General features: G+C 40.8%; 11 protein-coding genes and 2 pseudogenes. 2 read left to right on the top strand and 11 right to left on the bottom strand.

Annotated features, from left to right (window positions below):
* From ETC05_RS18210 to ETC05_RS08215, 3 genes and pseudogenes are all read right to left on the bottom strand, one after another.
* Positions 1-1254: a glycosyltransferase family 4 protein gene (locus ETC05_RS18210; RefSeq protein ID WP_171660808.1), complete on the bottom strand. Its 1254-nt coding sequence runs from the start codon at positions 1252-1254 to the stop codon at positions 1-3.
* A gap of 14 nt (positions 1255-1268) precedes the next feature.
* On the bottom strand, positions 1269-2396 hold the full coding sequence (locus tag ETC05_RS08220; protein WP_171660807.1) for a glycosyltransferase family 4 protein: 1128 nt from the start codon (positions 2394-2396) through the stop codon (positions 1269-1271).
* A gap of 413 nt (positions 2397-2809) precedes the next feature.
* A pseudogene (locus ETC05_RS08215) lies at positions 2810-4471 on the bottom strand (IS1634 family transposase).
* A gap of 86 nt (positions 4472-4557) precedes the next feature.
* On the opposite strand from ETC05_RS08215, the gene ETC05_RS18205 reads away from it, so the two are divergent.
* Both ETC05_RS18205 and ETC05_RS08205 read left to right on the top strand, forming a co-directional pair.
* On the top strand, positions 4558-4779 hold the full coding sequence (locus ETC05_RS18205) for a helix-turn-helix domain-containing protein (RefSeq protein WP_483299795.1): 222 nt from the start codon (positions 4558-4560) through the stop codon (positions 4777-4779).
* Positions 4780-4799: 20 nt separating this feature from the next.
* Positions 4800-5306 (top strand): IS630 family transposase, encoded by a 507-nt coding sequence (locus ETC05_RS08205; protein WP_253263974.1) that lies wholly within the window; start codon positions 4800-4802, stop codon positions 5304-5306.
* Between the two features lie 127 nt (positions 5307-5433).
* Here ETC05_RS08205 and ETC05_RS08200 read toward each other — a convergent pair whose 3' ends face one another.
* From ETC05_RS08200 to rfbA, 8 genes and pseudogenes are all read right to left on the bottom strand, one after another.
* Entirely contained in the window at positions 5434-6654 is a 1221-nt protein-coding gene (locus tag ETC05_RS08200) for an IS110 family RNA-guided transposase (protein WP_171660806.1), read from the bottom strand.
* A gap of 645 nt (positions 6655-7299) precedes the next feature.
* Positions 7300-7490: pseudogene (locus ETC05_RS18295) on the bottom strand (IS110 family RNA-guided transposase); the annotation flags it as partial.
* Positions 7405-8148 (bottom strand): O-antigen ligase family protein, encoded by a 744-nt coding sequence (locus ETC05_RS18290; protein WP_256371113.1) that lies wholly within the window; start codon positions 8146-8148, stop codon positions 7405-7407. The gene ETC05_RS18290 and the pseudogene ETC05_RS18295, both read right to left, overlap by 86 nt.
* 598 nt (positions 8149-8746) lie before the next feature.
* On the bottom strand, positions 8747-9703 hold the full coding sequence (locus ETC05_RS08185) for a glycosyltransferase family 2 protein (protein ID WP_171660804.1): 957 nt from the start codon (positions 9701-9703) through the stop codon (positions 8747-8749).
* A 22-nt stretch (positions 9704-9725) separates the two neighbouring features.
* A complete protein-coding gene (gene rfbD, locus ETC05_RS08180) occupies positions 9726-10565 on the bottom strand; it encodes a dTDP-4-dehydrorhamnose reductase (protein ID WP_171660803.1) in 840 nt (279 codons plus the stop codon).
* Positions 10562-11575, bottom strand: a complete 1014-nt coding sequence (gene rfbB / locus ETC05_RS08175; protein ID WP_171660802.1) for a dTDP-glucose 4,6-dehydratase — start codon at positions 11573-11575, stop codon at positions 10562-10564. Before rfbB ends, rfbD begins: the two co-directional genes overlap by 4 nt.
* Positions 11572-12135 carry a dTDP-4-dehydrorhamnose 3,5-epimerase gene (gene rfbC / locus ETC05_RS08170; protein WP_171660801.1) on the bottom strand — a complete coding sequence of 188 codons (564 nt, stop codon included), beginning with the start codon at positions 12133-12135 and terminating at the stop codon, positions 11572-11574. The genes rfbB and rfbC overlap by 4 nt, the downstream gene beginning before the upstream one ends.
* Positions 12136-12149: 14 nt before the next feature.
* A complete protein-coding gene (rfbA, locus tag ETC05_RS08165) occupies positions 12150-13037 on the bottom strand; it encodes a glucose-1-phosphate thymidylyltransferase RfbA (protein ID WP_171660800.1) in 888 nt (295 codons plus the stop codon).
* Between the last annotated feature and the right edge of the window lie 178 nt (positions 13038-13215).

Here is a 13215-nt window from a genome sequence, read left to right as displayed (position 1 = left end):
TTATTTTACCTCCTCAATATTAAATACCTTATCGTACATCTCATATACTATCCTTTTGGAATAATTACTTTGATAAAAATTATATGCCTTTAATGAGTACTTCATATTAGTATCCAAATATATTAGCTGTTTCATATATAAAGGGAAATTAAATATATTGTCATCCACGATAATATCATTAGATTTTATAGAAATACCTTCGATCCCATAACTTGTTGATATAACTGGTAGCCCTCTTGAGAGCGCTTCTAACGTTTTTAATTTGACACCACTTCCAAACTGAAGTGGGATAATCATTGCACATGCACTACTAAAAGCTTGTTCGAGGTTTTCGACATAGCCACTTAGTTCGATATAACATTCATACTTTTTACACAAATAAATTAGTTTATCACTTGGATGTTTCCCAATAATTTTTAATTTAAAGTTTGGAATTTCTTTTATTAAAACATCAATATTCTTTTCTATAAAATAACATATAGAATAATCATTATGGGGGATATTTAGTGATCCTAAAAATATATATTCAGGTTTTCCTTGATACGTTCTGTTAAACTGTTGACTTATATTAAGAAAAGGCCGGACCTCTTTAATATTTTTTTGTCCACTTCTTTCTGTCAATATATTTACTTCTTTAGAACTGATCAAGAGATTATTCTTGAATGTTCTCGCGGTCTCAATTTCCCTGTGAAAAATCATTTTTCTTTCAAACTCCAGAAACAATCTTGTAAATATCTTCAAATTAAAAAGAGGTCTTATTACCTTAGGTACAAACTTTTTGAAATTACCCAATGGATTTATGTCTGCTTCTGGAAATTCTTTTAGAACATTTAGCATTTTTGTATATCTGACCGAAAAAAGGTCATCTAAATATACAAATTCATTATTTTTAGGATTATCTTCAAACATTTGTGAAATTCTAATTGTATCATAAATGACAATATCTATATTATTTTCTTCAACAATTCTTGAAACCATATGTTGTATTCTACGATCAAAAAACATAGATTCTTGTATACTTTTTTTCTTTAAGAAAAATGAATAAAAAATTACATTAAATATCTTCTTCATTAGTTTGACATCTGAAATTAAATATACATTTTGTAAATGTAAAGAATTATTTAATATTTGATCATTACCAATATAAATATAGTACACATTTTCCTGCCCATATTTTTCAATAAAATACTCTACCATTGATGAAATAATAATTTTCTTCCCATTATCTTTTGGATACGGAAAGACTGCACTCACAAATAGAACCTTCTTTATTTTTGCTCACCTTCCATTTTTTTTATTACGTTTAGGAAAACTTCTGCACTTTTTCTCCACGAAAAGAACTTCAACCTATCTTTTCCCTTTTCGATCAAAGTGCTTCTTAAATTGTCATCTAATAAAAGTTTATTAATCACGTACGACAACTCTTTTGGTGAAAAAGGATCTACAAACATTGCAGCATCTTGAGCAACTTCTGGTAATGAAGTAGTTTTTGAGGTGATAATTGGAACTCCATACCTCATAGCTTCTAGTAACGGAATGCCAAAACCTTCATATAAAGATGGGAATATAAATAATCGAGCATTTTCATAAATATAGGCCAACTCTTCCTGTGAAATATATCCCGTAAAGTAAACATATTCTTCAATATTCAGCTCCTTTATTAACTTGCGAATTTGTTCCGAACCATTACCTTTGCCACCTACAACAACAAGTGGTATTACGCTTAAGTTATTTTTTATCGAATAAGATATTGCTTTAAGAATTAATTGTAGATTCTTTCTCTTTTCTAAAGTTCCTACAAACAAGCAATACTCTTTTGGTAATTTTAATGAAGGTTTTCTTATAGATTTTATATTTAAATTAGGATTTAAAGCACAGTATGTTACATTTATGTTATCTTCCGGAATTTTATACTCTTTCATAATATCATACTTTGTATAATGTGAGACAGTGAGAATATTTAATTTTTTATCAACAAAAAATTTTAAATAATACTTTAAATAAAAAGCATGTATCGTAGAGTGATTCTCTTTATTTTTTATAAAAGCCAAATCATGGATTGTTACAATTGTTCTTTTGTTTGGAAAAACAAGTGGTTTCACAAAATTAGGACCCCAAAAAATATCTATTTTTTCTCTTAATAACCTAGGAACTATAAATAAATTTAACCACAAAAAGCTATATATCTTTTCATTTTTTATTGTGTTCTTTAAAGTTGATATTCTTATATACTTTACATTCGGATTATTAAATCTTATCTCTGGTTTTTGATCTACAAAAATGTAATATTTATTTTTTTGATCTATACGAAATAATTCTTCTAATATTCCCAAAAGATAGTTTCCTATTCCAGTCCTATTACCTATTAACTTTCTACCATCAATCGCAATCTTCAAACCACTACTTTCCTCCCTCTAAAGTTGATATATCAACGGTTGTAGCCGTTTCAGGCATATCAAAAAGTATTCTTCACCGAAACTCCCAATATCATTTCCCTAATATATGCATATATTACATTATGCGGGTACGCTTCGTAGTCGTCTCTGGTCAAATTTGGTTTTATTGAGACGGCATATGGATGCACCTTGGATCTCTGCATGACTGATGATGACGAACCTTCCCATTTCTCTGGGCATCCTTGTGCCTAGCACTCCTTCGTTCGGTCTATATACATGCTCATTACCCACATTTCGCACCCTAACAGGGTAGAAAGAAAGGATTTTTCATTTCGTTTTTCAGAATAACATTTCGACCAACACGACGAGCGATGGCAATCCTTTTTTACCATCGCTAGTCGTTCCGTATGATGTTACACGTAAATGCTCTCGTCCATGCCCAATCCCTGCAGAATCCTTCGCTGATCAGGGGTGAGCGGTTTCCCTAACGCGCGTTGGATGTGCCCATCCGGCAGCTCCAATAGGACGACTTTCACATACCGGAACAACTGAAAGATCGCCTGGCCGGTGGGTCGGGTCAGTTTCCGGCCTCCCACGCCCTTTCATGGGTGTTCCGGGGTGATGAACTGACGCACCCGGCGCTGGAAGACGCGGTAAATGGCCAAGGCCAACAGAAACAAATAGCCCAATACCGCGACCCGTTCCGGTTTTTTGACGTAAATCTCATCCGTAAAGAATGGGTCTTTCAAGAAAGAGAAGTTCATCTCCACGGAGATTTGGCCTTTATATAACTTCAAGATCTCTTTTGCCTCCATCGGTTGACCCTTCCATTCCTTCGGAACGGTCGCGACGAGGACAAACCGGGACGCTTTCCGTCTCGCCTGTTCCCAAGCGTTTTGGTCGAACTCGATGCCAAGACGCACGAAATACAGCGTCTCCATCTCGGGTTCCGCCCCTTTTTTCGGTCGTCCGCGCCGTTTTTTCGGGCGCACGATCTCTTCGACCGCGGCTTCCACCCGATGAAACCGGGGGCGAAGGGATGCCTTGAAGGAGGCCAAGGCTTGTTCGGCGTCTTCCCGACAAGAGAAGGGGGGGCGTTCCCAACGGGCTTGTTCCTCACGAAGAAGCTCCGCTTCTTTGCTCCGCTCTTTGTCGAGCGTCTTTCCTTTTCGCTGGTCGAGCGCGCTCGATTCGACGACGATCAGCCGAACGGGATGGCCTTCATAAGTCGAGGCCGTTTCCCATACCCGATACGTGGCGCCGTTTTTCTCCGCCAGCGTAAAGGGGTCGCTCCACGCCGAATCGGGTTGGGCATCTGCCTCCGAAAGCGCGGTTTTGACGATCCGAAGCGACGAAGGGCCCCGCGTGATCAAAAAGGCGTTGGCGACTTTCGTTTGCGCCAAGGTCTCTTTCGTCATCGCAGCGGAATCCGCCACGTAAATCCATTCGTCTTGGATCTTGGCTTGCTTCAGCTGTTCATGGACACGGGAGAGCACCTCGGGATTCCACGTTTTGTCCGGCACGTTGCCGTCGTGCACATCGCCGTAAAACGGGATGCCGTCTTCGTTGCCGATCAGCCCGAAACCGATCTGTTTTTGCCAACGATGATGCCGGTTGTAGCCATGCGTGATCTGCAGGGCCTCTGACGAGACCGATTCATACGTGCCGTAAACGGTCTTGTCCGTCTTATCCGCGTGGAAGACGCGAAGAGAGAGGCCTTCTTTCTTGTAGATCTGCACGAGGCAAGACGAAAGGACTTGATGGATATTCGCCTCATACAGTCGATCCAAATGACGCGCGATGGCATCGTCGTTGAACCAAGACGGATCCAGCCCTGGCCGAATCAGCTTCGGCAAATCGATGTCATGCGCCCATTGTTCCAAATGAACGAGCGCTTGCCGGCCGCTCAAGATATCCAGAATGATTAGCTTGACGATATCGCTGGCTCGAGTTTGGCATTGTGGATCCACGGGAACGAGATGATCAATCAACTGAGGAAGGTCAAGATCTTTGAACAGAGTGCTTATTATATTCAAATAAGAACCACCATAAATGGCACGGATTTGAATGCTCATGGTGTAGAAACTCCTTTGCTTTCCTTGGGTGTGAAGGATTCATTCGACAATGGAAACAAAAAATCCTCCCGATTTTCGTCGGAAGGGTGCGAAATGTGAGCTGGGACATTGCTTCGGCGTGGAATACGAAGATCCTTCAATCCTATGTGCACCACCGTTATGGCATCTCCATTTCCCGCGAAGCCTTGCGAAAACTCTTGCATCGAAAAGGGCTTTCTTGGACTCGGCCGACCTACACGTTGGCGAAAGGAGACCCGGACCGGCAAAAAAAACTTCGAGAGACAAATGGATCTGATAAAAAAACGTAATCGATCCGGATTCCGTCCTGTTGTACATCGATGAAACGCATATCCGGTCGTATCATGTGCTACGTGCGACATGGTCAGAGGTTGGCCGTCAAAAGCAAGTGCCGACGTTCGGCCATCATGCCCACGTATCGCTGTTTGGCGCGGTTCATGTCCATGATGGCGAAACGGTTCTTCATCCAGCAGGGGCGGCCAACGCGACAACGTTTTTGGATTTCCTGCGAGTTCTCAAAGAGCGTTACCCGGATCGGTTCATCGTCTTGGTGCTGGATAACGCCCGAATTCATCATGCCAAAATGGTGAGAGAGTTTTTGCGGGAAGAAGGACAGTGTTTTCACTTCATTTCCCTTCCTCCGTATTCTCCGCAACTGAATCCGATCGAACGCTTGTGGAAATGGCTGAAAGACACCCTCATCGCCAATGTGTTTCACAAAGATCGAAACGATATCGCCCAAGCCATTGCCTGGTTTGTGGACTGCATTCATGAACGCCCCGAGGAAGTGCTGCAACGCCTGGGGTGTGCAGCGTAATCGAGAAGTTAACTTTTCAAGGTGCATCTATCCTGAAAACACCACTTAAGACAAAAAACGGGACTCCCTAGCCTTTGGAACCAATTTCCAAATTAAGACATTCCAGTATATATATGGTTCATCCGTGCTATGCACTCGTTTTTTCCAGTTTCACTTCGTACCCTAACCCCTCTAATCGTTTCACCGTTTGACGCACGAGGCTCGCTTCTCGCTGCCGATCCCAGTAGTCCGCTCCCAACTCTCTATACGGTTCCTTTCGAGTTAAGATGTAATAAATCAGTTCTAAAATCGTTCTCCCGACTGCGACACTCGCTCGATTCGCTCCTCTTCGTTTGGCGATCCGATGATACTTGGCCGATAGGTACGTGTTCTTCGTTCGGGCGGCGGCACGGGCGCATTCCACGAGGCACGACCTCAGCTTCTTGTTCCCTTTCCTCGTTCGGCCTGACAACCGTTTCCCTGCACTCTCATGGTTCCCGGGAGCCATGCCGGCCCATGAGGCCAAGTGCGCGGCGGTAGGGAACCGGCTCATATCCGTCCCGATTTCCGCGACCATTTGTTCCGCGCTTTGCCGCCCCACTCCCGGGATCGTATCGATGAGCTCCAGCGCTTCATGAAAAGGGCGCGTTCGTTCCTCGATTTCTCGATCCAACCGGGCAATCGCTTCATCTAAATACTCCACATGACGCCATTGTTCGGCCAGCATCATGCGTTGATGCGGCCCGATCCTTCCTTTCAACGCGCGCCGGAGCTCTTCCGTTTTTTGTTTCAGCCGCCCCTTGGCGAGCTGGGCGAGGGCCGCCGGATCGTCCTTTCCTTCGATCAAGGAGCGAATGATGAGTCGGGCCGACATCCCGTTGATGTCGGATACGACCGAGGAAAGCTTGATATTGGCTCCTTCCAGCACTTTTTGGATGCGGTTGAGCTCCCGTGCCCGTTCCTCGATCAAACTGCGCCGATAACGGACCAGTTCCCGGAGCTCCCGCTGAGCCCGATGAGGGATGTAACTCCCTTTTAGCCATCCATGGCGAAGCAAGTCCGCGATCCATTCCGCATCTTTGACATCGGTCTTTCGCCCGGGAACCGCTTTGATGTGTTGGGCATTGACGACCAGCACTTCGATCGGTTCTGCTTCAAGGAGATGATACACGGGTTTCCAATATACGCCCGTCGACTCCATGGCCACGTGCGTCACCTGTTTTTCTTTCAGCCAATCCACCAACTCCTCGAGATCGTCGGTCAGCGTACCAAACGTGCGAATCTCTTTTCCTTCAGGGGTCAGGGCGCAAGCCGTAATCGATTGCTTATGCACGTCCAATCCGCAACAGTGTTCATACAAGACGCGCATCGGTTTCCCTCCCTGCTTCGTTACTCAAAAACAGCTGGTGCAGCAGCCTTTGTTCAAGCATTCTATCCTGCGTGCTTCCCTTAAGGGAGCGACATTCCGTGGTGCACCAGGCTACTGGGGTCCGTCTATATATCGGACTTTACGTACCATAGATACTACGACCTCATGCCCCCAGCTGCAAGGAGACCATTCGACAGAAGGTGGTTTTCATCCTTCCGATGGTGACGAAAATTTTCGTCATGGAAGTCTATATAGTCATCATGCAGAGGCCCACTAAGCTCCTTTAGGGACTTAAGGTCGGACGCGCCGGCTTCTCTATCTCCATGTCATCCTAGTTGTCCTAAAGAATCGAGACAAGCGGCATCAAGCAACCATTTCGAGACCAAAGATATCCTGCATCATTCACTTCACATTCAAAGCTTGGTGCTTCATAAACTAGCATGCAGTACCTGCAGTCATTTTCTTCCTCACACCACAATCTATTGATTATTCCGCAACGGATGATCAGGACGTATATCGTGTGTAATAGTCATGCAACTGCCGAAACGTTTCGTTATGGTGGATCATCGGCATCATCGCTCAGAACATCTCGCACCCGCTTTGCCGGTAAAAGGCGAGAGTCTCTTCTAGCTCTTTTTCTAATCAATCACTTGGAAATGCGTATATTCCAATAAGGAGAGCACCATTTTTCCAAACGACGGAAAGACTTGCTTAAACGTCAGAAAATACCGATCGAGCCAGCAGATCATCTCACTTCGAATCACTCCCTGTTCTTCTAACGATTTGAAACGAAATGCCCCCCCAACGTATAGCTCCGCCTCCATCCCTTTCAAAACATCCTGATCTAATAAAAGCTAACATAATCCAAAAATCTACAAAAGCATATGAATCAAAATTCATTACCATAGCCAAACCGAAACAAAAAACAAATTTTGAATAGTCGGATTTACAATAGGTAAACAGTTTAAACAAGAAGAACAGAAAAACTATAAAACCTACTAATCCTTCTTCGGCTAAAATCTTAACTATTAAATTTCGTGGATTTGCATTGCTTGGGTCGACGAACGCATTAAAGTATACCTCATTGAAACTTAATCCATAGCTAAAGTGTTCTTGAATAATCCTTGCAAAATCTAAATAGTAAAACCCCCCACCTACTCCCAAGATAGGATTCTCTAAAAATTGAATTAATCCTATTATCGGAAAAACAACCCTTACAAAAATAGATCCGTCGTTATGTAATAACTTTCCAAAATGATAATACTGTTTAAAATCAAATCTATGAACATAATACCCCTCTAATTGGAGTAAATTTATTATATAACCTATAGCAATAAATAATAGAAGTCCTAAAAAAAATAAGAATAATGCTTTTATTTCCCTTTTAATTAGTAAGTAAAAAATTATTGTTATCATTAACACAATATAACCATTCATAGAAAAAGTAAAAATAAATAAAATAACCAATACATAAAAAAATATTTTAGATAACATATAATCTTTTCTGTAGTAATTAAATAATATAATACCAACCAAGATATGAATAGCCGCCCAAGATGGTTCATTAGATAACATTTGAACACGTCCATATGTTCTAGAAACAAACAAGGAGGTCAGTTTATTGACTGAGCCTATACCCAATAAGAGATCTAATATTTGAAGTATGCCAAACATAATAGGAAACAAAAAAGTAAATATGAGTAATAAATTGAATATCTTCTCAGGTTGTTTTGCTTTTTTTAAATAAGGTAGTATCGAGACTATACAGAAGTAGACTATTAGACCAACAAATAGTGATAAAATATGCTCAATACTACTTTTAATATCTCTAATTTGAAGAGCAACCAAAAGTGAATGTAAGATGCTGTAAAAAACAAAGAACAACAAAATTTTTTCTGTGCTATGCCAACACAATCTGGAGCCTCTACTCGTTATCAACAAAAAAAGAGATATCCCCAAAAAAATAGCACTAATAGGCTTGTAATCTGTGTATGTTATATATGGAATACCATCTACAGAAAACATAGAAAATCCAATTATAAAAAATAATAAAGGTGCAGAATCTATTCTAAATCTATCATTTACAATAGTATTATTCACTTAATTTCCCCATCCTCATATTTATAGCGTCTATAAATCCCTTTAATATTAATTCAATTCTAAAAAATTTGTTATCCTCATTTAATAAAAAAATCTTCGCACTTTTCTTCATTACATTCCATAGCATGCTCAAAAAAGCAACAAAGTTTCTAACATAGGAACATCTCTTTTGCATTTTCCTTATCATAGCAAATGGATTTCTTACATGATAATATGCAATGTAAGGAGGCATACTTCTTCTTTCTCCGCCAGATGAATTAGAGACTTTATGATAAATTACAGAACTAGGTTGATAAACTATTTTCCATCCTTTATTATTTATTCTGATATTCCAATCCGTTTCTTCATAATACAAAAAATAATCCTCACACATATACCCTACCGTTTCCAATATCTCTCGCCTAAAACCTAGGCTGCATCCCGTTATATAATCGACTTCCCTCAATTGGTCATACTGTCCCACATCTTCTTCTTTTATTCCTATATGCCTTGTCTTCCCTGTCCAAGTATTGACTTTTCCACCTGCAAACCAAATTTTATTCGTTCCATAGTAGTAAATCTTCGAACCAACAATTCCAACCTGCTTATCGTTTTCTAATGTCTCTACCAATGGGGTCAAAGCATTCGGGTCGACAACCGTATCGTTATTTAATAACCAGAAGTATTGATATCCTTGATTATACGCCTGTTTAATCGCGACATTATTCCCACCGGCAAACCCTAGATTCGCCCCGGTTTGAATAAATGTAATGGGGATGTGAAACTTGCCATCCTTGTAATCTTGTTGTAGTTTGTCAAATGAACCATCTTGTGATGCATTATCTACTAAAAACACATGAAAGTGAGGATATGTTAAATGTTCTAGCGATTTTAAACATTCAAACGTATCGTTATAGGCATTCCAGTTTAAAATGATAATCGCTACGTCCTTATCCATTACTTGTTTCAAGTGTCCATCACTACCTTATAGTTTAATTCGTATGAATAAATTCTTTCAAGGCTTCTCGCCAATTTCTCATTTGATGAAATCCATTCAGCCTGAGCGCCATATGCTCAAACACCGAGTACATCGGCCTTGGCGCTGGTCTTTGGAAGTCTTGTGTTGTACAAGGATTTACCTTCATTTCAATTCCCACTTCTTCAAAAATAGCCTTCGCAAATTCATACCAAGAACAATGTCCTGAATTAGAAACGTGATAAATGCCGTATTTCTCCGTCTGGATCAGGTCAAAAATGCATTGGGCTAAGTCTACTGTATATGTCGGGCAACCGACTTGATCATGGACAACCATTAGCTCATCGCGCTCTTGAGCCAACTTGACCATCGTTTTGACGAAGTTGTTTCCACGCTTCCCATACACCCAAGACGTTCTAACAATAAAAAATTTGGAATGCAAATCACGAACAAATTGCTCCCCAGCCAGCTTACTTTTCCCGTACACGCTAAGCGGATTCGTTGGCGCAAACTCGTTGTAGGGCTCCTTCGCTGTTCCATCAAAGACATAATCGGTACTAATATAAACAAGCTTTGCCCCCACTGTTTCAGAAGCTACTGCCACATTCCTTGTTCCATATGCATTCACTAAAAATGCTTGGTCTCGCTCCGATTCTGCTAAATCAACTTTTGTATAGGCCGCAGCGTGAATCACAACATCAGGTTTAACTTCGCTAATCACCTGTTTTACCTGATCAAAGTTTGTAATATCTAACTCTTCCCGCCCATACCCATACACTTTATATCCTTTATCTTCGAGTAAATGGACTACATCTATCCCAAGCTGACCTCTTGCGCCTGTTACAACTACTTTCATAGCCTTTCACCATACTGCTTTTGATAGTAGTTCATATATTCGCCAGATTTAATATTTTTCCACCATTCTTGATTGTCGATATACCATTGAATCGTTTCAACGATCCCTGTTTCAAATGTATATTGTGGCTTCCAACCAAGCTCGGTCATAATTTTCGTTGGATCAATCGCATAACGGCGATCGTGGCCTGGGCGGTCTGAAACATATTTAATCAGGTCTTTCGAAACACCAAGTTTTTCTACGATAAGATGTACGATTTCATTATTAGTTCGTTCATTATGTCCGCCAATATTGTATACTTCTCCCGGCCTTCCTTCATGAATCACTAAATCAATGGCTGCACAATGATCTTTTACATGAAGCCAGTCACGAATATTTTGGCCGTCGCCGTAAATCGGAAGATCTTTCCCTTCCAACGCATTCGTAATCATTAATGGAATGAGTTTTTCAGGGAAGTGATATGGTCCATAGTTGTTGGAACATCTCGTAATGTTCACATTGAGGCCATACGTTTCATGGTACGCTCTTACAAGTAGGTCTCCGCCAGCCTTACTTGCCGAATAAGGACTATTTGGCGCCAATGGCGTCTCTTCTGTAAAATATCCCGTTTCGCCAAGTGTTCCATACACTTCATCTGTTGAAATTTGCACATATTTCTTGATATTGTTGGCTTTCGCTACATCTAATAACGCTTGCGTGCCCAATACATTTGTTCTTACAAAACTATCAGGATCCGTAATACTTCGGTCGACATGAGACTCGGCCGCAAAGTTCACAATCACATCAATCTCATGAGTTTTAACTAAATAATCAACTAGCTCACGGTTATTAATATCACCTTTCACAAAGAGATAGTTTGGGTGATGTTCAACATCTTTTAAGTTTTCAAGATTACCAGCATAGGTTAATAAATCATAATTGACGACTTTATAAGTTGGATATTTCTCAAGTATATAACGAACAAAGTTGCTGCCAATAAACCCTGCTCCACCTGTCACTAAAAGATTCATGACGTTCTCTCCCACTCAAAGTTGATTTCTGCATCGGACAATAATGGATGTTTCGTATCTTTGTCAGAAAGAACTGGATTTGATATAGGCCAATCAATTCCTAACGTCGGATCGTTCCAAAGAATACCCCGATCGTGTTCTGGAGAATAGTATTCATCTACTTTATATTGTACTTCCGTATTTTCAACTAACGTACAAAAACCATGGGCAAATCCTTTTGGCACAAGTAATTGCCGCTTATTTTCCGCACTTAAAATAAACCCTTGCCATTTACCAAATGTCGGCGAACCCCTGCGAATATCGACAACCACATCATAGATGACTCCTCGAGTAACGCGAACTAACTTCGTTTGCGCCTTTGGGTTTAACTGATAATGAAGCCCACGAATCGTTCCTGCTTGTTGTGACAACGAGTGATTGTCTTGAATAAAGTCGAAATCCACCCCGTATTCCGCAAAAAGCTGTTTATTGTAGCTCTCCATAAAAAAACCGCGATGGTCGCCAAATACGTTCGGCTCAATAAGCAACACACCCGGCAACAATGTTTCCATCACTTTCACCATAAACACCTCAATTATAAGTAGATCGGCCGTTTCTTTTGGTTCGCAATATCGATCAAATACTGACCATACTGATTTTTCTTTAATGGTTCCGCCAACTTTAATAATTGTTCTCGGTCAATGTACCCTTTTAGGTAGGCGATTTCCTCCAAGCAAGCCACTTTTAAACTTTGACGTTTCTCAATTGTTTCGATAAATTGCGATGCCTCTAACAACGATTCATGCGTGCCGGAGTCTAACCATGAAAACCCTCGTCCTAAAATTTCCACATGTAATTCGCCGAGTTCCAAATATGCTTTATTCACATCTGTAATTTCTAATTCTCCGCGTGCAGAAGGCTTGATACTTTTCGCAATCTCTACCACACGATGATCGTAAAAATATAGTCCCGTCACTGCATAATTGGACTTCGGATGTTTTGGCTTTTCTTCAATGGAAATGACCTTTCCGTTCTCATCGAATTCTACAACACCAAAGCGCTCAGGATCATTGACATAATAGCCGAAAATCGTCGCTCCTGTTTTGCGCTCAACAGCTTTTTGCAATAATTTCGTCAACCCATGACCATAGAACAGATTATCCCCTAAAATCAAGGCAACGTTGTCATCACCGATAAACTTTTCTCCAATAATAAACGCCTGCGCAAGACCATCTGGAGAAGGCTGCACGGCGTAAGACAGCGATATTCCTAGTTGCGACCCATCACCTAGCAACTCTGCAAAACGTGGCGTGTCACTAGGAGTAGAAATAATTAAAATATCACGAATCCCAGCCAACATTAAAACAGACAATGGGTAATAGATCATTGGTTTGTCGTAAACAGGCAATAGCTGCTTAGATACTGCCTTGGTTAAAGGATAGAGACGAGTCCCGCTGCCTCCGGCTAAGATAATCCCTTTCATGATATACTCCCCTAATCCTAATATACACTCATCTACCCCAATTTTATATAGACTTCCATGACGAAACATTTTCGTCACCATCGGAAGGATGAAAATGTCCTTATGTTGAATGATGGAACTTTACGCATTTTGGAATTCGGGTATTTTCGATAAAACTAAAGAGTTTATCATCTTTTCA

The organism is Geobacillus sp. BMUD, from assembly GCF_013096845.1.
GTDB lineage: Bacteria > Bacillota > Bacilli > Bacillales > Anoxybacillaceae > Geobacillus > Geobacillus vulcani.
The sequence above is the reverse complement of the archived record's forward strand: the minus strand, read 5'-3'. Positions and strand labels throughout refer to the sequence as shown.

Excerpts from the sequence above, each read along its gene's own strand:
- ETC05_RS08200 (WP_171660806.1), bottom strand. The coding sequence starts at position 6,654 with ATGCGCGTCTTGTATGAACACTGTTGCGGATTGGACGTGCATAAGCAA.
- ETC05_RS18290 (WP_256371113.1), bottom strand. The coding sequence starts at position 8,148 with ATGTTATCTAAAATATTTTTTTATGTATTGGTTATTTTATTTATTTTT.
- rfbD (WP_171660803.1), bottom strand. The coding sequence starts at position 10,565 with ATGAAAGTAGTTGTAACAGGCGCAAGAGGTCAGCTTGGGATAGATGTA.
- rfbB (WP_171660802.1), bottom strand. The coding sequence starts at position 11,575 with ATGAATCTTTTAGTGACAGGTGGAGCAGGGTTTATTGGCAGCAACTTT.
- rfbA (WP_171660800.1), bottom strand. The coding sequence starts at position 13,037 with ATGAAAGGGATTATCTTAGCCGGAGGCAGCGGGACTCGTCTCTATCCT.